Here is a 19,968-nt window from a genome sequence, read left to right as displayed (position 1 = left end):
ACCATACTACGTCTCCGGCACGAACACGCTGCCGGAGGTGGGATTCGGCCGCAAGGTCAAGGAGGCGATCGACCGGCGCGGACAGAGCCTCGCGGACATGAGCTACGCCACCCGGCTGCCCGACGGCTCTGTGCGCGCGCCGCGCGACATTCTCCAGCGCCTGGAGCGGACCGAGACCGTGCGCGTGGGTCGTGCGATGGCGGCCGAGCGGGGCCTCACCTTCATCGAAGCCAAACCGGGCGAGTATGTCAGCGGCCGGCTCGCCGGCGCTGCCAACCTCGCCTCCGGTCGCTTTGCTATGCTCGACAACGGTCTCGGGTTCCAGCTCGTGCCCTGGCAGCCTGTGCTGAACCGCATCGGGCGGCATATCGGGTGTCATGTGCGACGGGGGTGGGATCGAGTGGAGCTTCGGCAGAAAGCGCGGGCTTGGTCTGTAGATTCCAAATCGGCCTATACCCGAGGAGCCTGCGCGGGAGGGCGCCTGCGGTTGGAGGTAGAGAGCACAGGCCGGTCGTCGCGCTTGCATTGAGCGTCGTGCGGCGGGGGCAGAGCATGACAGGCTTCTTCAACAAGGAGCCCGACCATGCCCCATCCCGTTCTTGATGCCCCTGTCAGCCGCTGCGCCAGCGGCTGATCGACGACATGAACATGCGGCGTTTCTCAGAGGAGACGCAGCGCAACTATCTCCGCGATATCGGACGCCTGGCGACATTCCTTGGGCGCCCACCGGATACGGCGACTGCCGACGACCTGCGCCGGTTCCAGATCGAGCAGCAGGAAGACGGCGTTCCCGTTCCGACCATGAACAGCATCGTGTCGGTGCTGCGCTTCTTCTTCACGCATACGGTCGATCGTCCCGATCTGGCGCGCAGGCTGGTCCGGCTCGCGCACCCGCGCAAGCTGCCCGTGGTCTTGAGCCGCGACGAGGTCGTCCGCCTCCTCAACGCCACCACCTGCTTGAAGCACCAGGCGGCGCTGTCGGTCGCCTATGGCGCGGGGTTACGCGTCGCCGAGGTGTCGACGCTGAAGGTCGCCGACGTTGACAGCGAGCGCATGCTGCTCAGGGTCGAGCGCGGCAAGGGCGGGCGCTATCGCAACGCCATGCTGTCGCCGGACCTGCTGACGCTTCTGCGTGAGTGGTGGAAGGTCGGACGGTCAGCAAGGCGTGATGCACCGCGACGGCTGGCTGTTCCCTGGTCAGCATCCGATGAAGCCGATCAGCACGCGGCAGCTCCATCGGATCGTCGTCGAGGCGGCGCAGGCCGCCGACATCGCCAAACGGGTCGGGCCGCACACGCTGCGCCACAGCTTCGCGACCCACCTGCTGGAGGACGGCACCGATATCCGGATCATCCAGGTCCTGCTCGGGCACGCCAAGCTGAACAGCACCGCCTTCTACGCCAAGGTCGCGACCCGGACGGTGCGCACGGTAACGAGCCAGTTCGACAAGCTCGGCCTGTTCAAGCCGGGAGAGAACTCGCCCGACGGCTGAGCCGTGCGCGCCTCGATCGAGGTCGCCGACATTGCCTTCCACACAAGGCGCTCGTCTACGACCTGCTGTTCAAGGCGGCGTCGCAGACGATGCTGACGATCGCCGCCGATCCCAGGCACCTCGGAGCCAGGTTTGGTATCACCGCCGTGCTTCACACCTGGGGCTCGGCGATGACGCACCATCCGCACGTGCACATGATCGTGCCGGGCGGCGGCATCACCCCCGACGGAAGCCGCTGGATATCTTCGCGGCCGGCTTTCCTGCTTCCGGTGCGCGTGCTCGGCAAGCTGTTCCGCCGCCTGTTCCTCACCCGGCTGCTCGCGCTGCACGATGCGGGGCGGCTCGCCTTCTTCGGATCAATGGCGCATCTGGCCGAACGCCGGGCATTCCTGCGCCACCTGCCGCCCGTCAGGAAGAAGCGCTGGGTGGTCTACGCCAAGGCACCGTTTGCCGGGCCGGAAGCGGTGCTGGCTTATCTGTCGCGCTACACACATCGGGTCGCGATCTCGAGCAGCCGCCTGATCGCCTTCGACGCGAGCGGCGTCACCTTCCGCTACAAGGACTACCGCCGCGACGGCGCCGACCGGCGGCAAGTGATGACGCTCGCCACCGACGAGTTCATCCGCCGCTTCCTGCTGCATGTCCTGCCGCACGGCTTCCATCGCATCCGGCACTACGGCCTGCTCGCCGGCTCCGCCCCGCAAGGCCAGCCTCGCGCTGGCGCGCGAACTGCTGAGCGTCGCCGCGCCGACAGGGGGGTGTCCGGAGCAGCACCGGGCCGACACCATCGCGCGGAGGCGCAACGAAGCGGCCTGTCCGCATTCATACCGGTGCTTGCCGCTGGCGGCTACGCCATCCCCGACATCAGCCGCAGATCGAAATCTCCATAGCCGTCGACGGTGGCCCGCGGGTTCCTTCCTCGGGGACTTTCGTACGCCTGCCGGCGCCCGAAACTCTTCACGGATGCAGACTGGCCGCTTTCGGCATCTTAGATTGGCAAGCGGCCATTCGGCTGAGCGGGGCACGGTCGTCAGCCCCCCGGCAAGTCGAACCGCGGTGGAGACGGTTGATCTACCTTGACAGCCCGCCACTTGCGTGGCGTGCAGCAGCGACCGATTGGAAGAGGTGGCCGACTGAGCCATCGCAAGGTTACCGGTCCATTGCGAGAGGTTGAGCGGTCATCCGGCTGGACAACATGTTGCTGGGCCTTCGCCAGCTCAACCATAGGCTGAACCACCCATCCGAAGATACGGGCAAGACAGGTCAGCATTGCCGCCGCCATTCTCTGGCTTCGCTGGTGGCGGATCTCCGAAATTCGCGATTTTGATTTACGACGTGATCGCGGTCTGAAACTCCATGCCGCCCTCTACCCTTCGCGAACACACTTGCTGAAGTCGCGATGCAGTCTGTTGCGAGAAAACCGGTCGTCGCGCGTGGCACTCGCCAAGCCCAGTCGCGTTTGCAGAGATTGTGTCATCACAAGAACTCGTCCGTCATGCTCCATCTGCTTTTGGAGGCGTTTCCCCAGGCTATGGCAGAATCAAGCGAATGTCTTGAAAAAAAAGTTTCATATGGTTCCTCATTTTTCCTACAACTGGAAAGCAGATCGGGAATCAGAAAAAGAGCAAGCTTTGCATATCCATATTGCCAATCCATGGTGCTTTGCACATGTAGAGAAAAGTAGCAGTCCCCCTTATAAATTTTCATGTCGATTGCCTCGTCCTGCCCATGAGTGAAATTTTTATTGCAGAGACGGTGGATTGTCGCCTTAATTGCGCAAAATCGGAGCTAATGATGCTGACGAAATCCAACAGCCTGGATCTCAACTCCTCTCCAGAGGCTTTGCTCGACGGCTTCCGACCGAGCTTCGAGTTCGAGCCGGTCAATCCGCTGCCGGAGGACGAGTTCACCGAAAGGCTGCGCCGCATCCGCCGTGAAGCGACCGTCGCCGGGCACGACCTCATACTTGTTCACGCCGATTCCATTGGTTCCTATCGCGTCTCCAACTCTTACCTGCGCTATATATGCGACTGGATGCGGGAAGGCGTGCTGGTCATTCCGACCGACGACGACAAGTCGCTCGCCCTTTTCTCCTTCTTCAGCAGTTCGGTCTTGTTGCCGCCGGCGGGCGAGCCGGTGCTGGTGGACGAAATATGGCAGGTCGGCACCTGGGGCCGCGAGACATACAATCGGCCGGGGCGCGGCGTGGACCGCGTGGTGGAGGCAGTCGCGGCGCATCTCGAGCGCAACGGCATGGCAAGCAGCCAGATCGGGCTCTTCGGCGATGCGACATCCGCGCCTTACTGGGATGGGTTGAAGACCCGCCTTGGCCGCAGCCGCTTTGTGGCGGATGCCGGCATCATCGAGCGCATGCAGCGCCGGCGGACCAAGCGCGAGCAGGCGATCGTGCGCGCGGCGGCGCAGCTGGCCGACATCGGCATCCAGGCCGCCTATCACGTGACCCGTCCTGGCGTCACCGATCACGAGATCTATGCGGCCTTCACCTACGCCCAGATGTCGCGCGGCGGCGAGTGGGGCGACGGCTACCAGATCGGCATCAACCGCTACGGCACGCATTGCGGCAAGCCTTACGGCCATGTCGTGCGGGCGGGCGACCTGATCAACCTCTACATTTCGAGTGTCAGCTACCACGGCTACTCGGCGCAGATTGCGCGGATGATCGCGGTCGGGGACATCACCGATACCCAGGAAGAAGTCCTTCAGATGTGTGTGGAGGGTGTAGAGGCTGCCGCGGCGCTCGTCCGCCCGGGCGAGTTCGTCTCGAATGTCGCAAACGCTTCCTTTGAGCCCTACATCCGCCGCGGCTACCTGTCGTCCGCCGATAGCCGCACGATGCCCTACAATTGGGAGGCGAATGAGGACGGCTCTCCACGCCTCCTCCAGCGACGCCATGTCCCCGACGAGGACTGGGAGCGGCAGGGCCGGAAGCTGATGCACGTCTATCCCGCCGCCAAAGGGCCGCATAACCCGAATGTCGGGCATTCAGTATCGATGGCGAAGTTCATTCCCTACAACATCGCCTCCAACAACCACGACCGACTTGAGGAGGGCATGACCTTTGTTCTGCACTCGCAGTGGCTGGAGCCGATGGTGGCCGGCTGCAATGTCGGCAACTGCTATCTCGTGACCGACAACGGCTGCGAGAACTTGAGCTGCAACACTCCCTTGGAGCCGTATCGGGTCAAGGCTTGAAAACAAGAAGAAAGTATTGGTCAAACAACAGAGGTGAACAGATATGAAACGGATTTCGATTTTGCCCGGCTTCGTCGCCGTAGCGCTCGCCTGCGCCGCCACGATTTCGGCCCATGCGCAAGACAAGGTGACACTGGTCATCTCCAATTCGCAATGGTTGGACGCTCTGCGCGGCGAGGCCTTGTGGAACGCGGTGAAGGCTTATGAAAAGCAGGCTCCCAATGTGGAGTTGAAGGCGCTTGGTATTCCTTCGAAGGATTATGGCGACCGCCTGATGACCGAGATCGGAGCGGGCGCGGGCCCGGACGTCGCCATCATACAGGAAGGCGTGTTCTATGCGCTGGCCGATGCCGGCCGGCTGGTGGATGTCAGCACCGCGACCGAAGGCGTGACGATGAACGTGACCAAGGACAATGGCATCGTCGGTGGCCAAACGCTTGGCGTGCCGTGGCAGCGTGCCGCCTATGCGCTCATCTACAACGGCAAGATCACCGAAGCTGCCGGTGCCAAGGTTCCCGCATCTGTCGACGAGCTGATCGCCAGCGCCAAGGCTGTGCAGGAAAAGTCTCCGGGCGCCATCGGCTTCACCTCGCGCCACCAGATCAGCGACTTCTCCGGCTTCTACATGGATTTCCAGAGCTGGGCCTACGGCTACGGCGTCAACTGGGTCGATTCCGCTGGCGAGCTTACCATCAACACGCCTGAGGCGGTCGCCGCCGTCACCGCATTCAAGAAAGTGTACGATGCCGAGATCATCCCGACCGGCGACGACATGCCCACCCAGCGTACACGTTTCAAGGAAGGGCAGGTTGGCTACAGCATCGATAATTCCGGCGGTACGCTGAACATCGCGTCCGGCGGCGCCCTCAAGGGATCCGACATCTACGCCGCACCCCTTCCGTTCCCAAATCCTGGCGCGCATCAACAGATCTACGCCGCGGTCAACGCCAACAGCGAACATCCGGACGAGGCGATCGCCTTCTTGAAGTGGCTGGTCAGTCCAGAGGGGCAGGCGCAGTTGCGCAAGGCATCCGGGCCGGACATGCTGGCGACCGACGTGCCGCTCGACCCTGACTTCGTGAAGGCAAATCCGTGGGGCAAGATCTTCGCGGATGTCGCGACCGAGAGCCGGTCGGTGCTCATCCCGGGCTATGAGATGGAAACAACCCAAATCATGAGGCCGGTCATGGAAGCTGTCGAGGAAGTGCTCATCAGCGGAATCGATCCCGCCGCCGCACTTGCCAAGGCGCAGGAACGCGTGGACGGGATGTTCTGAGGAGCGTTCGCTCTCGCCAGGGGACTACCGATGTTCGATCAAGCGCTGCTGCAACGGTTTCCAACCGTTGCAGCGACAGGCAAGAAGGCCAGATCCAGCAAGCTCGCGCGTCTGCTGCCATATGCCTTCGTCATACCGCCCGCCGCCTACCTGCTGGTGTTCATGTTCTGGCCGCTCGCCCGGCAGGTTTATCTCAGCCTGACACGGACGCGGCTGGCGAACCCCAATCGCAGCACATTCATCGGCACCGGCAACTATGAGCGGCTCTTCGGCAATCCAGAATTTTACACCGTTCTGAAGATCACCCTGACCTATTCCATCATGGCGGTGGTGCTCGGCGTTGCGGTGGGGCTCGTCGCGGCGCTCGCCCTCAACCGGCCGTTCCGCGGCCGTACCTTGGTGCGTAGCATACTCCTGTTCGGCTGGGCAGTGCCGAGCGTGGCGGCCGCGCTCGTCTGGCTCTGGATCTTCAACGAACGCTCCGGCGTCCTCAATACGATTGTGACGAGCCTCGGCCTGGAGCGCGTCTCCTGGCTCACCAGCACCGAGATGGCGCTGCCCTCCATCTTGTTGGTAACGGTTTGGCAGGTAGCTCCCTTCGTCATGCTGGTGATGCTGGCCGCGCTGCAGTCCGTTCCCGAAGAGGTCAAGGAAGCCGCCGTTGTCGATGGTGCGGACAAGCTCAGTGTTTTTCGCGCCGTCACCCTGCCGCACATCCTGCCAACACTACAGCTTGTTTCGCTGCTCGTGATGGTCTGGTCGATCCGCCGGTTCGATATCATCTACTTGCTCACCGGCGGCGGCCCTGTCGGCAGCACGAGCACGCTCATCGTCAAACTGCGGCAGGTGGCGTTCGAGAACCACGATCTCGGCATGTCCAGCGCCTACGGCGTCGTTGGCCTGATGCTTGCTCTCATGGTCGCCGCGATCCACGCCCTGTTCAACGTCCGTCGTCAGAGGCAAAACTCAAGATGACACCGTTCCCGAAAGTTGTGACGCATCTCCTGCGTCTTCTGCTGATACTGGCGCTGGTGGTGTTTGGCGGCTTTCCGATCTACTGGATGGCCACAACAGCGTTGTCGCTCAACTCGGAACTCTACAATACCGGACAGGTACCGTGGCCGCAGATTGGCAACCTGCCGGGGATGATCGCTGGCCTCGGCAAACTGCCGCTGCTGCGCTGGCTGGTGAACACCGGCATTGTCGCGGTCGGCACCACGACCCTCAGCCTGATGCTTGGTGCGCTGGCCGGCTATGCACTGAGCCGCTTCCGCTTTCATGGCAAGGGCATATTGGGCTTCCTGATGTTCATGACACAGGTCGTGCCCGAGGCGCTCATCCTGGTGCCGCTCTATGCGATGTTCATTACGTTCGGACTGCTCAACAGCCTGTTCGGACTGGTGCTTGCAAATGTTGGCTTCTCGCTGCCCGTGGCCGCCTTCATCATCAAGGGCGCGATTGACGCGGTGCCCTACGAGATAGAAGAATCCGCCGTCATCGACAATTGCCCGCGCATCAGCGTACTGACCATGATCGTGCTTCCGATCATCGCTCCGTCGCTGGCCGCGGCTGCCGTCATCTCCTTCTTCGCCGGCTGGAACGAGTACCTTTTCGCGGCGACATTCCTGATGGACCGGGAATTGTGGCCCGCGAGCGTCGGTCTCGCCTCCTTCATCGGTCAGTACGAGACCCCGCTTTCCGCTGTCATGGGCGCGGCGCTGATCTTCAGCCTGCCGGCGGTGGCCTTCTTCCTGCTGATCCAACGCAAGATCGTCGCCGGCATCACGGCCGGCGCAGTCAAGGGATAAACCCATGCCCGATATCGAACTCAAGAGCGTGAGCAAGCGTTTCGGCGACACCACGGTCATCCCGCGCTTCGACGCCTCCATCGCCGACGGCGAGTTCCTCGTCCTGCTCGGTCCGTCCGGCTGCGGCAAGTCGACCTTGCTGCGCATGATCGCCGGCCTGACGGAGATCAGCAGCGGCGCGGTGACTTTCGACGGACAGGAAGTCAACGACTGGTCGCCCAGCCGGCGCGGCGTCGCCTTCGTGTTCCAGTCCTATGCGCTTTACCCGCACATGACGGTGCGCGAGAATATCGCCTTCCCTCTGCTGATGGATGCATTCCGCAAATGGCATCATATACCGATCGTGAGCAGCATCGTCCGCTGGAAGCTGATGCGTCGCCCCGACATCGCCTCGCGCGTGAATGAGATCGCCGAGCAGCTGGAGCTCACGCCCCTGATGGATCGGCGCCCCGCCAGCCTTTCGGGCGGCCAGCGGCAGCGCGTGGCGCTTGGGCGCTCGCTGGTCCGCAATCCCTCGCTCTACCTGTTGGACGAGCCGCTCTCCAATCTCGATGCCAAGCTGCGGACGCAGATGCGCTCGGAAATCTCCACGTTGCATCAGCGCGTCCGCAAGACCTTCATCTATGTGACGCATGATCAGGTCGAGGCCATGACGATGGCCACCAAGATCATCGTCATGAACAGGGGCGAGATCCAGCAGATCGGAACACCCGACGAGATCTATGAGCGGCCCGAAAACACCTTCGTGGCCCGCTTCGTCGGCGCGCCGCCGATGAACCTGCTTAACGTCCGGCACTCCGGCTCGCAGCTGACGCTCGAAGAGGGTGCCAGCTGGCAGCATCCCGGTCCGGTTCCGGCTAAGGAGAGGTTGATCCTCGGCCTGCGCCCGGAACGGCTGAAGCTGCAGCCGGAGGGGCAGCCGGGCATCCCGGCGGAAGTTGTCGTCGTCGAAAGGCTTGGCGCCGAGGTTGTGCTTGGCTGTGGCATCGTATCGCAGCACGGGCGGACCGCTGGCGACCTCGTGCGCCAGGACCTTGTTTTCGTCCGCATGGCCGGCAATCCGCGCGTCGCGTCGGGCGCCAGGGTCTCGCTCGGATATGATGCGGATGCGGCGATCTGGTATTCGGCCGAGACCGAGCAAGCCTTGCCGGAGCCCCGGCCCGCCGCGCTCGCCGCCGGAGCTTGAGAGATGATCAGCTTTCACATCTCCGCGACGGGCCACAGCCTGAACTACCTGCCGGAATATGTGGCCGTGTGGCAGGGCTATTTTGAAGAGGAGGGTCTCAAGGTAACGGCCGATGTGCCCAGGCCTTGGGACCTGGTGCTCACCGCGCTGCGGGAAGGGACAGCGCAGGCCGCCCTGGGTGGTATCTGGGTGCCGTCCATGTATCTCGGCCGAAGCACGCGCTTCACCCCCTTTGCGCAAGTCGCCGCGCGCGCCCCGCTGGCAATCGTCGGGCGCGAGGACCCAGTGGCTTTCCGCTGGGACACATTGCCCGGCAAGGTAGTTCTGATGAAGGGCAGCAACGGCGCCAGCGTCGGCCTGTTCTTCAAGCTCTGCCTGCGCGAGCAGGGTGTGGATCCCCAGGCTGCCCGTTACATCCAAGACCTCGACGGCGCCATGCTATCGGAACTCTTTTCGGGCGGCATGGGTGACTATCTCGTCATCGACTATCCGAACGCCCTGCGCATGGAAGCCGATGGCAGGGGGCAGGTCGTCCAGGCACTTCCCGTCACCGGTGGCAATGTGCCGTGGAGCGTCTACTATGCCGAAGGCGAAAGCGATCCGGACCGTCGGAAGGTTCAGTCACGCTTCGCGGCCGCGCTGAATCGCGCGATGCAATGGGTCCGGGGAAGGGACCCCGAAGACTATGCGGATTTCCTTGCCGCCACCTTTCCCGGCCTTCCGATTGAAATATCGATCGCCGCCGTGCGCACCTATGTCGCCCACGGCATGTGGACGACGCCCCGTATCGATCCGGAAGCCTATACGCGCTGGCAGCGAGGCATCGCCGACGGGCACCTCGTGACCGCTCCCATTCCCTATGACCGGCTGATCGATCCCGTTCCGACCAGCGGCTGGCAATAGGCCCGGCTATGAAAATCTCCATCGTCAATCCCAACACCTCCGTCGCGATGACCGGCGAGATAGGCGCGGCGGCCACGCGGTCCGCATCGCCCGACACGGAATTGCTGGTGCGCCGGTCACTGCATGGTCCAGAGGCGATCGAAGGGCCGTTCGACGGAGCCCTCTGCGTGCCCGGCCTCTTGAAAGCGATCCGGCAAGCCGAAGAGGATGGTGCGATGGCACATGTCATCGCCTGCTTCGATGATACCGGCCTTGATGCCGCGCGCGCCTTGTCGCGCCGTCCGGTGGTTGGCGTCGGCGAAGCGGCGCTGCACATGGCGAGCCTCGTTGCGCAGGAATTCTGTGTCGTAACGACGCTTTCCCGCTCCGTCCCGACGCTCAGGATGAACATCCTGCGTTGTGGCTTCGAGCGTCGCTGCCCTCAGGTATTGGCGAGCGATATCCCGGTGCTGGAGCTGCACCGTCCTGAAAGCGGTGCTTGGGAGAAACTTTCGACGCTTATTGTGCGGGCGTTGGAAAACGGCGCAGAAGCCGCGGTTCTGGGCTGTGCCGGCATGGCGGATTTCTCCGCAGAACTGCAGGCTCGGCTCGGCGTTCCGGTAATCGACGGCGTGGATGCCGCCGTCCGAATGGCGGAAATGCTGGCCAGATCCGGCCTTTCGCCGTCAAAGCGCGGCGGCTGGGCCTATCCCTCACGGGCAAATCTCTTGGGCTAACTCTTGTCGCGCTTCGGCGTGGCGACGTCGTCCATCAGTTCGACCATGCGGTCAATGCGGCGGAAGCGTTCCATGCTCGTTTCCCCAAGCCGTGCGGCGGCATTCCATGAAAGATAGTCGATGATGGTCGCCGCCGCGGTGAAGGAATTGAAGGGAGCCAGCGAGTGGCAGCGGCATCGCACCACATGGTCCGCCGCCCTCGCGCTCTCGGAAGCGCTGATGTCGGTGATGAGCGTGGCGATAGCCCCCGCGGCCCGGATCTCCGTCAGCAACAGAGGCAATTTGCGCGGCCTGCGCCGGAACGCGAAACAGATGACGTGATCGCCTTTGCCGATGGCCGACAATTCGTGCGCCATGGAGGTGCCGGTCGCCGGCAATACCCGGACATCATCCTTAATCAGGCCGAAAAAATGCGCGGCATAGTGCGCAAGGCCGAAGCCGTTGCGCAGGCCGACCAGGAAGATGCGGTCGGCCGCAACGCAGGCATCGACGATCGCCGCCAGCGTCTGCGGCGGGATGCCATCGGCGGTCGCCCGGATGTTGTCGATATTGGTCTGGACGACGGAAGCGAGTGTCGGCGTTGTTACCGGATCCTGCGGTTTGTCGATCGCGCCGCCCTGCGGCGAGCCCCAATGGCTGGCCTCGCGGATCTGGCGTTTGGCCTCTGGATAAGAAGGATAGCCCAGCGTCCTGATCAGGCGTGCCGCCGTCGCCGTGGAGACACCGGCCTCGCGTGCCAATTCGCTTGCCGTATAAAGTGCCAAATCCATCTGGTGCTGCAACATCACGTCGGCTAGCCGTCGCTCTGACGGTGCCAATTGCGCGTAAACTGCATAGATGCGCGATTCTAGTGATCGCGCGGATGAGGGAGAGGCATTCATATCCAGCGTTTCCCTGTGGCCCGTATAGCCTTATAATTGTGCGAGCGAATCTAACCCTCACGTAAGGGATCACATCGAACGGGCGCCCGTCACCACCACGAGCGCTTATGTGATGATTTTTTATCACCGATTGTTCAATCGCATCGCGTCGCGTCTGTCGATCCAGCGTGTAGGTGTTGCGCCTGAACTCGGCCCCTTCAAGCAAGGCCTTCACGTAGCCGGACACGGTGTCCGCGACCATGATCAGCGTGGAGTCGAGCATGTGGACATACTTGCTGGTCACAGACCCCTTCGCATGTCCAATCAGCGCGGCGATCGTGATTTCGGTGAACCCCAGATCGTTGGCTATGCTCGCGAAGCTGTACCGCAGTACGTGAGGCGTCACGTCCCAGAGCTGCGTGTCCTGAACAGTTTTTTCCAACTCTGCGGGAAGTTGCCGACTGCGTTGTCGATGCCCTGGCCGGGAAAGACGTACGTTCCGGTTCTGTGCGGTCGTTCCTTCTCCAGATATTCACGACCGGAAGGCCTAGGATGGGGGCTCATTCATATCCAGGTGCTGATTGCCGCGACGAGAGCGAGGGCGGATAGGTAGTTGGCTGCGAGGCGGTCGTATCTGGTTGCAATGCGCCGCCAGTTCTTGAGCTTGCAAAAGAGGCGCTCGATGACGTTTCGCCGTCTGTAAGCCTTGCGGTCTAGGGGATAGGGCGTTCTTCGCGCTGCCGAGGATGGGATGACGGCCTTGATCTTCGCTCCTGAAAGCCACTGTCGCAAACTGTCGGCGTCATAGGCCTTGTCGGCGATCAGCCGTTTGGTCGGGCGCGCTATTTCCAGCAGCGGGATCGCCATCCTGATGTCGGCGATGTTGCCAGGTGTCAGGGCAAAGGCGACCGGTCGGCCGCGATCATCGGCCAGACAATGGATTTTGCTTGTTCTTCCGCCACGCGACGTGCCAATCGCTTGCGCCCACGCCCCCTTTTGAGCCTTGGGCGGAGCGGTGCGCCTTGACGTGGGTACTGTCGATGGAAAGCTCTTCCGGCACAGGGCCAACTGCCGCCATCTTCTCGAAGATGCGATGCCAGATGCGGCGCTGGGACCAGCGGTGGTAGCGGTTATAGATGGTCTTTGCGGGGCCGTACTCAGGGGGAACGTCCGCCAGCGGCACCCAACCTTCAGCACATGGAGAATGCCGGATATGACCCTGCGGTCATCGACACGAGGCTTGCCGGGCTGTCCGTGTGGCAGATGAGGCTCAAGCGCAGCCCATGCCTCATCCGACAGCCAAAACAAGGACTGCTTTGCCATTCTTCGCCTCCGATCCTCAAATCGCAGACGAAGAACCTAATAATTTCAAGCAAATCTATAGGTCCCCTTCCTAGCCTTTTAGGTCTGGCCGGCTTCATGGGTATGCGCGTCTTAAGCTGATGACCATATCTCGACACGAAGCATCGAAAGCTGAAACCGCTCAGCTTACTACGACTTCTGGCGAGATGGTTCTATCAACCAATCCTCTCCGCAACTGCGCGAATGTCTCGTTGAGGCTAGCCATGTTGTTTCGATAGCGCGTGACACGCAATAGCCGTATAGTCCCCGAAATGTCATTGAACTCGCCGCATTTTGGCAGTTGAAGCGGGTCTCTTGAGACACCGAAGCATAGTAAAAATCGAGCCTGTTCTCACACTCGCCAGACTTTGCTATTGATGGTTATCATAGCCATCGGTGTCGGGCTTCTTGGTCCTCGAACCGGCAGCGATGCTTATTCGGCCTTCTTGATCACATCGGACAGCAAACGTCGCCTGCCCTCCGCAATGAGCTATCTTTGTGAAATCATCGCTATAGGCTGCCATCGCGCTCCCTCAACCGGCGGCAATTATCCCGGTGAGTCGCAATGTGCCGGTTCCGTGCACCGAAAAAGTGTTCCGGTTGCGATTTTGGCTTTAGGCTAAAATGATTGTTTTTGGCAAAAGGGAATTGGCTGGGGAACCTGGATTCGAACCAGGACTAACGGAGTCAGAGTCCGCTGGTCTACCGTTAACCTATTCCCCAGCATGGTCACGGGCCGGCAGGCGGTGCGCGTCACCGCTATTTAACCATGCCTCCTTAATAGTCAACCCCGGCGCCGGTTTCAAACCCCAGATGCTTTTTGCCGCTTCGGAACAGGCCGCGCGTAAATACCGGTATCGCGCGGCGCGCGCGCGGCCGTTCGCGCCGAATGCTATCCTTACGGAAGATTTCATGCCGTCTGCTCTTGGTGGTTTTGCCCTTGGCTGCTAATCTGTTCTCAACATGACGGATCAAGCGCCTGATGCGCGCCTTCGGGTGCTGCGCGGCGCGGAAGGATAGACGGTGGACGACCACGGAGAAGGTGACGCGCCACCGGTCGCGGAGTTCCTTCGCGATCACGCGTCGGCCGAAGGCGGCGTGGGCACCGGGCGGGAGCCGGGTTTCGCTCCCGCAGCGGATATGGCCGATGCTGCTCCGCCGAAGCGCAGGCGCAGAAGAAGACGCCGGCGCGGCGTGTTCGTGCGTGATTCCGAGCCGCGCCCCGTGCGGAAGGATCTGCCGCCAGGGCCGGTTTCCCTCACCCCGCCGCCTTTGTCGACCGAACTCCTTTTGCGCCGCGGCAGAGCCTATGCGGCAAGGATCGCCCGCGCCCACGAATCGGAGTCGTTCTACGCCGCGCTTGATCTCGGCACCAACAATTGCCGGCTACTGGTGGCCGCGCCCGGCCGGCCCGGCCGTTTCCGCGTCGTCGACGCGTTCTCCCGCATCGTGCGGCTGGGCGAGGGGCTGGCGACCAGCGGACGCCTGAGCGAGGCTGCCATGGAGCGCGCCGTCGAAGCGCTTGCCGTCTGCGCGCAGAAGCTCGATGGCCGGAGGCTCGCGGGCGCACGCATGATTGCCACCGAGGCCTGCCGCGCCGCCGAAAATGGCGCCCACTTCCTCGAACGGGTGCGACGGGAAACGGGACTGGAGCTTGAGATCATCGACCGGCAGACGGAGGCGCGTCTCGCCGTCTCCGGCTGCGGCTCGCTCGTCTCGCGCGAGACCGATGGCGTCGTGCTCTTCGATATCGGCGGCGGCTCTTCCGAGATCGCGCTCATCGATCTTTCCCGCCATCGCACGCCCAAGCTCGCCGATCACATCGTTTCCTGGACCTCGCTTCCTACGGGCGTCGTCTCGCTTGCCGAGCGTTTCGGCGGCCGCCATGTCACACCGGAAAGCTTCGAGGCGATGGTGGTCCACGTTGGAGAGATGCTCGCCCGCTTCGACGGTGGCGGGCTGCTTGCCCATGTGGCCGGCACCGGCCGGTTCCATCTCCTCGGCACGTCAGGTACGGTGACCACGCTTGCGGGCGTGCATCTCGGGCTCAAGCGTTACGACCGCCGGCGCGTCGACGGCCTGTGGATGGATCGCGAGAGCGTGGATCGCATCATGGATATGATCCTCGGCTGGAGCTTCGACGAGCGCAAGGCCAATCCCTGCATCGGCTCGGAGCGGGCCGACCTCGTTCTCGCAGGCTGCGCCATCCTGGAAGCCATCCGCCGCCACTGGCCGGCAGAGCGCCTGCGCGTCGCCGACCGCGGCCTGCGCGAAGGCATGCTCAACGAGATGATGGCGCGCGACGGGGTCTGGCGGCGCAGGAGAAGCGGAGCCTGCCCGGCGTGACAAGGGAGAAGAAGACCGGCGGCAGCCCGCGCATGCTGAAGACGCGGGTGAAGAAGAAGAGCGGGCTCAAGAACTCCTCCCGCCGCTGGCTCGAGCGCCATCTCAACGATCCCTATGTCCGCCGTGCCACCGCCGAAGGCATGCGTTCGCGTGCCGCCTACAAGCTGATCGAGATCGACGACCGCCGCCGCATCCTCGCTCCGGGCATGAAGGTGATCGATCTTGGGGCGGCACCCGGCGGCTGGTGCCAGGTGGCCGCGGAGCGCGTGAAGTCCGACCCCGGGCATCCGAGCGTGGTCGGCATCGACTATCTGGAAATGGACCCGGTGCCCGGTGCCGCCGTCCTTCAGATGGATTTCCTGGACAATGCCGCGCCCGGCCGCCTGCTGGAAGTGCTGGGCGGGCCACCCGATGTGGTGCTGTCCGACATGGCCGCGCCGACCACCGGCCATCGCCGCACGGACCATCTGCGCACCATGCAGCTCTGCGAGACGGCGGCCGATTTCGCAATCTCGGTGTTGAAACCGGGTGGGCATTTCCTGGCAAAGACCTTCCAAGGCGGCACGGAGGCCGAGCTGCTGACGCGGCTCAAGCGGAACTTCCGCTCCATCCATCACGTCAAGCCGCCCGCCTCGCGCGACGAATCCGTGGAGCTCTATCTCCTCGCAAAGGGCTTCAAGGGCCGCGATGAGTGGGATGGTGGTTCCGGCGCTTGAGCGCCGTCTTCCTGCTCACCCGTAATGGCGTTCAGGTGCTGCGTTCCGCCGCCATCGCCTGCTCCTGTTCCTCCGCGCGCTTCTGTCGGTGGCCGGACACCGCGCTGCCGGTGTCGGCGGGCAGCCTCAGGAAAGGCACGATGGCGAGCGCGGAGACGAAGGCCACAATCAGGAAGGCGCTGACGAAGGCGCCGGGGCCGAGGACGGTCCCCGTGATATAGCCCGCCGCCTCCAGAATGCCGCCGCCGACCGCCACCCCCATCGCGATGCTGATCTGCTGACCGGCGGCGGAGATGGCTGTCGCCTGCGCCGCTTCGCGGTTGCCGATCTCCGCGAAGACGAGCGCGTTGTTCGAGGTGAAGAAGAGCGAGCGGAAGAACCCCGCCGCCACCAGCACGACAAAGATGGTTCCGTGCGGCGTGGCCGGCGTGAAGAACGCGTTGGCCGCGATCAGCATGCTGCCCAGGACGGCCGCACAGATAAGCGTGTAGCGGAAGCCCACAGCGCGCAGGGCGGTGCTGGCGGCGAACTTCATGGCGATCGCTCCGAGCGCCGAGGCGAAAGTGAGCAGGCCCGATTGGAAAGGCGTCATCCCGAAGCGGAGTTGAAGCATCAGCGGCAGCAGAAACGGCACCGCGCCCACGCCGATACGGAACAGCGAGCCGCCGATGATCGCGGCGCGAAAGGCCTGGTTGGAGAAAAGCCGCAGATCGAGCACCGGGGCCGCGGCGGCGCGTGCATGGCGCACATAGAGCCATCCAATCAGCACGCCGAAAACAGCGGTGGCAACGCCGACCGAGGGCGGCAGCGCGGGAAGGCTGATGACCGAGAGGCCGAAGACGAGGCCGGAGGCCGCCAGTCCCGAAAGCACGAAGCCCTTGAGGTCGAGCTTCGTGCCCGGCTCCGGTTCGATCTCGGGCAGAACGCGGCCGGATAGCAGGATACCGGCAAGCCCGATGGGCAGGTTGATCAGGAAGATCCAGTGCCAGGAGAAATAGGTGGTGATGAAGCCGCCGAGGGGCGGTCCGGCGACCGGGCCGACGAGAGCCGGCACGGTCAGCCACGCCATGGCGGAAATGAGCTGGTTCTTCGGGGTTGCCCGTACAAGCACCAGGCGGGCGACCGGCGTCATCATTGCGCCGCCCATCCCCTGCAGGAAGCGGGCCAGCACGAACGCCAGGAGCGAGTCCGAGGCGGCGCAGGCCACCGAACCGAGCACGAACACGCCGATGGCGATGCGGAAAAGGCGTTTGGCGCCGAACCGGTCCGCCATCCAACCGCTCACGGGAATGAAGACGGCAAGCGCCACCAGGTAAGTGGTGAGCGCCAGTTTCAGGGTCACGGGACTGGTGCCGATGTCCTCCGCGATCGCCGGCAGCGAGGTGGCGATCACGGTGGAATCCATGTGCTCCATGAAAAGAGCGACGGCGAGGACGAGCGGCAGGGTACGGTTCAAGGCGGACTCTGTAGCGGTAGAGCGGCACGGGCGCCGCATGCCGGATTGGTATGGTGGACTTATCACTTTCGGCGCCCGTTGTGCAGAGGGCTGGCAGTGAAGCTCGCCCTCCCGCGATGAAGATGGAACCTAGGGAAGCGGTCCTTGTTCGGCAATGACGGAGGAGGAGCGGGATTGAGCAGCCAGTCAGAAAAGGGATCGATCGGATTCCCCGCCGAATATCACTGGGCGGGCTACCTGCTTGGTTTTGCAATCGGTGGCTTCTTCGATGGCATTCTGCTTCATCAAGTCCTGCAGTGGCACCACTTGCTCTCAGGGCTTCAGGGCGGGCGCTTTGGCGATCTCCGTTTCCAGATCCTTTCCGACGGCCTTTTCCATCTGATGATGTATCTGATGGCTCTGGCCGGGCTCTTTCTCCTCTGGTGGTCGCGCGGTGTCTTCGCCCGCCCGAACGCGGACAGGCTGATCATCGCCGATGCGCTGATCGGCTTTGGTGCCTGGCACATGCTCGACGGCGTGGTCTCGCACTGGCTTCTGGGAATCCATCGTATCCGGATGGATTCCGGGATTCCGCTCTTTTGGGACCTGTCTTGGTTCTTGCTGTTCGGCGTAGCCTTTGTGGCCGCGGGATTGTTTCTGCGGTCGCGCGGTGGCTCCGGCGACGGCGTGCGCGCGGGGCCGGCTGCGTTGACCCTGCTCGCCCTTGTCATGGGCGGCGGCGCGGCCTTGCCGCCGCCCCGCGATGCAGAGCTCCTGGTCGTCTTCCGGCCAGGGCTCTCTCCTGCCGATGCACTGTCTGCGGTGGCCAGGGTGGAGGGGCGCCTGGTCTGGACCGATCCTTCCGACCAGGTTTGGGCTATCGTCTTGCCGGAACAAGCCCGCCTGCTCGATCTTTACCGGAACGGCGCGCTTCTCGTGAGCGGCTCTCCGGTGGTGGCCGGTTGCCTCAACTGGGTCCGGCGATAGCTCGATCGACAAAGCCTTGCATCTCGCTTCGACCTGCCATCTTTTCAACCTCGGCCAGACGTGGTACCAGCCACCGCCAATCCTGAAAGGGAATCACATCCGGGACCGTCCTCCAGCCGGGAGGGAGGGCCGGGCATTTCTATTCCAAAGGATCGGCCATGGCGAAGATCATCGAGACCCCCACCGGCGCGGAAGCGCTCACCTTCGACGACGTGCTCCTGCAGCCCGGCCATTCGGAGGTCATGCCCGGCCAGACCGATGTGAGCACGCGGATCGCGGGCGATATCGAGCTCAACATCCCCATCCTTTCCGCCGCCATGGACACGGTCACCGAGGCGCGGTTGGCGATCGCCGTGGCGCAGGCCGGCGGCATCGGCGTCATCCATCGCAACCTGTCTCCTTCCGAACAGGCTGAGGAGGTGCGGCAAGTCAAGAAGTTCGAGTCGGGCATGGTGGTCAACCCGGTCACGATCGGCCCGAACGCCACACTCGCCGACGCCCACGCGCTGATGAGCGCGCATCGCATCTCCGGCATTCCGGTCGTGGAGAACGGCGGTATTGGCGGCCACACGGTCGGCAAGCTCGTCGGCATCCTCACCAACCGCGACGTGCGTTTCGCCTCTGATCCGGCGCAGCCGGTGCGTGAGTTGATGACGGATGATCGGCTGATCACGGTCAGGGAGGGCGTCAGCCAGGACGAGGCGAAGCGTATTCTCCACCAGCACCGCATCGAGAAGCTGCTCGTGGTGGATGACGCGGGCAACTGCGTGGGCCTGATCACCGTCAAGGACATCGAGAAGTCGCAACTCAATCCCCATGCCTGCAAGGATGCGCAGGGCCGCCTGCGCGTTGCTGCGGCGACCAGCGTCGGCGAGGACGGATTCGAGCGGGCCGAGCGGCTGATCGATGCCGGCGTTGACCTTCTGGTGATCGACACCGCCCACGGCCATTCCCAGCGCGTGCTCGATGCGGTTGCCCGCGCCAAGACGCTGTCCAATGCCGTGCGCATCGTCGCCGGCAATGTGGCGACGAGCGACGGCACCAAGGCGCTGATCGACGCCGGTGCGGATGCGGTGAAGGTGGGCATTGGCCCAGGCTCCATTTGCACCACCCGCGTGGTGGCGGGCGTCGGCATGCCGCAGCTCTCCGCGATCATGTCCGCAGTCGAGGCGGCGCAGAAGGCGGGCGTCTCGGTGATCGCCGACGGCGGCATCAAATATTCCGGCGACCTCGCCAAGGCGCTCGCCGCCGGCGCCACCGCCGCCATGATAGGCTCGCTGCTCGCCGGCACCGATGAAAGCCCCGGCGAGGTATTCCTCTATCAGGGCCGCTCCTTCAAGGCCTATCGCGGCATGGGCTCGGTTGGCGCGATGGCGCGCGGCTCCGCGGATCGCTATTTCCAGGCGGAGGTGCGCGATACGCTGAAGCTCGTGCCCGAGGGCATCGAAGGCCAGGTGCCCTACAAAGGGCCGGCCGCAGGCGTCCTGCACCAGCTCACCGGAGGCTTGAGGGCGGCTATGGGCTATGTGGGTGCGCGCAATCTGTCGGAGTTTCAGGAGAGGGCCGCCTTTGTGCGGATCTCCAGTGCCGGGCTGCGCGAAAGCCACCCGCACGATGTCACGATCACGCGAGAAAGCCCCAACTATCCCGGCGCGTCCTGATCGCCCAAAGGAAAAGCGCCCAGCTAGG

At 63.5% G+C, this 19,968-nt stretch carries 15 protein-coding genes, 1 tRNA gene and 3 pseudogenes; 14 read left to right on the top strand and 5 right to left on the bottom strand.

Going from position 1 to position 19,968, the window contains the following annotated elements:
- Positions 1–37 precede the first annotated feature (37 nt).
- From PVE73_RS24400 to PVE73_RS24350, 10 genes and pseudogenes are all read left to right on the top strand, one after another.
- The gene (locus PVE73_RS24400; protein WP_277364719.1) at positions 38–529 is read left to right on the top strand and encodes a DUF3363 domain-containing protein; all 492 of its coding nucleotides are present in this window, start codon (positions 38–40) and stop codon (positions 527–529) included.
- Positions 530–583: 54 nt separating this feature from the next.
- A pseudogene (locus PVE73_RS28275) lies at positions 584–1,492 on the top strand (tyrosine-type recombinase/integrase).
- Positions 1,493–1,533: 41 nt separating this feature from the next.
- Positions 1,534–2,181, top strand: a pseudogene (locus tag PVE73_RS24385) (transposase); the annotation flags it as partial.
- 1,105 nt (positions 2,182–3,286) lie between these two features.
- A complete protein-coding gene (locus tag PVE73_RS24380; RefSeq protein ID WP_277364718.1) occupies positions 3,287–4,705 on the top strand; it encodes a Xaa-Pro peptidase family protein in 1,419 nt (472 codons plus the stop codon).
- A gap of 43 nt (positions 4,706–4,748) precedes the next feature.
- Complete coding sequence (locus PVE73_RS24375; RefSeq protein ID WP_277364717.1) at positions 4,749–5,981, top strand: extracellular solute-binding protein; 1,233 nt, start codon at positions 4,749–4,751, stop codon at positions 5,979–5,981.
- Between the two features lie 30 nt (positions 5,982–6,011).
- Positions 6,012–6,956: a sugar ABC transporter permease gene (locus tag PVE73_RS24370; protein ID WP_277364716.1), complete on the top strand. Its 945-nt coding sequence runs from the start codon at positions 6,012–6,014 to the stop codon at positions 6,954–6,956.
- The gene (locus PVE73_RS24365; RefSeq protein WP_277364715.1) at positions 6,953–7,789 is read left to right on the top strand and encodes a carbohydrate ABC transporter permease; all 837 of its coding nucleotides are present in this window, start codon (positions 6,953–6,955) and stop codon (positions 7,787–7,789) included. The genes PVE73_RS24370 and PVE73_RS24365 overlap by 4 nt, the downstream gene beginning before the upstream one ends.
- 4 nt (positions 7,790–7,793) lie before the next feature.
- Positions 7,794–8,975 carry an ABC transporter ATP-binding protein gene (locus PVE73_RS24360; protein WP_277364714.1) on the top strand — a complete coding sequence of 394 codons (1,182 nt, stop codon included), beginning with the start codon at positions 7,794–7,796 and terminating at the stop codon, positions 8,973–8,975.
- Positions 8,976–8,978: 3 nt separating this feature from the next.
- Positions 8,979–9,878 carry an ABC transporter substrate-binding protein gene (locus tag PVE73_RS24355; RefSeq protein ID WP_277364713.1) on the top strand — a complete coding sequence of 300 codons (900 nt, stop codon included), beginning with the start codon at positions 8,979–8,981 and terminating at the stop codon, positions 9,876–9,878.
- An 8-nt stretch (positions 9,879–9,886) separates the two neighbouring features.
- On the top strand, positions 9,887–10,594 hold the full coding sequence (locus PVE73_RS24350) for an aspartate/glutamate racemase family protein (protein WP_277364712.1): 708 nt from the start codon (positions 9,887–9,889) through the stop codon (positions 10,592–10,594).
- Here PVE73_RS24350 and PVE73_RS24345 read toward each other — a convergent pair.
- From PVE73_RS24345 to PVE73_RS24330, 4 genes and pseudogenes are all read right to left on the bottom strand, one after another.
- Positions 10,591–11,475 (bottom strand): MurR/RpiR family transcriptional regulator, encoded by an 885-nt coding sequence (locus PVE73_RS24345; RefSeq protein WP_277364711.1) that lies wholly within the window; start codon positions 11,473–11,475, stop codon positions 10,591–10,593. The two genes, PVE73_RS24350 and PVE73_RS24345, sit on opposite strands and share 4 nt — an antisense overlap.
- Positions 11,476–11,611: 136 nt before the next feature.
- A pseudogene (locus tag PVE73_RS24340) lies at positions 11,612–12,011 on the bottom strand (tyrosine-type recombinase/integrase); the annotation flags it as partial.
- A gap of 7 nt (positions 12,012–12,018) precedes the next feature.
- Entirely contained in the window at positions 12,019–12,777 is a 759-nt protein-coding gene (locus tag PVE73_RS24335) for an IS5 family transposase (RefSeq protein ID WP_277364710.1), read from the bottom strand.
- Positions 12,778–13,444: 667 nt separating this feature from the next.
- Positions 13,445–13,518: transfer RNA gene (locus PVE73_RS24330), tRNA-Gln, on the bottom strand.
- 417 nt (positions 13,519–13,935) lie between these two features.
- On the opposite strand from PVE73_RS24330, the gene PVE73_RS24325 reads away from it, so the two are divergent.
- Together PVE73_RS24325 and PVE73_RS24320 are read left to right on the top strand one after the other, a co-directional pair.
- Positions 13,936–15,141, top strand: coding sequence for a Ppx/GppA phosphatase family protein (locus tag PVE73_RS24325; RefSeq protein ID WP_277367565.1), 1,206 nt, complete (start codon positions 13,936–13,938; stop codon positions 15,139–15,141).
- A gap of 32 nt (positions 15,142–15,173) precedes the next feature.
- Positions 15,174–15,857, top strand: coding sequence for an RlmE family RNA methyltransferase (locus tag PVE73_RS24320; RefSeq protein ID WP_277367564.1), 684 nt, complete (start codon positions 15,174–15,176; stop codon positions 15,855–15,857).
- Between the two features lie 31 nt (positions 15,858–15,888).
- Here the strand turns inward: PVE73_RS24320 and PVE73_RS24315 are convergent, their stop codons facing one another.
- Entirely contained in the window at positions 15,889–17,313 is a 1,425-nt protein-coding gene (locus PVE73_RS24315) for an MFS transporter (RefSeq protein WP_277364709.1), read from the bottom strand.
- 174 nt (positions 17,314–17,487) lie between these two features.
- Between PVE73_RS24315 and PVE73_RS24310 the strand changes: the two genes are divergently transcribed.
- Positions 17,488–18,279, top strand: a complete 792-nt coding sequence (locus PVE73_RS24310) for a DUF2243 domain-containing protein (RefSeq protein WP_277364708.1) — start codon at positions 17,488–17,490, stop codon at positions 18,277–18,279.
- Between the two features lie 158 nt (positions 18,280–18,437).
- A complete protein-coding gene (gene guaB, locus PVE73_RS24305; RefSeq protein WP_277364707.1) occupies positions 18,438–19,940 on the top strand; it encodes an IMP dehydrogenase in 1,503 nt (500 codons plus the stop codon).
- Positions 19,941–19,968: the final 28 nt, after the last annotated feature.

The sequence above is a fragment of the Chelativorans sp. AA-79 genome (assembly GCF_029457495.1).
In the GTDB taxonomy this organism is placed as follows: Bacteria; Pseudomonadota; Alphaproteobacteria; order Rhizobiales; family Rhizobiaceae; genus Chelativorans.
This window is presented reverse-complemented; position numbering and strand designations above follow the sequence as displayed.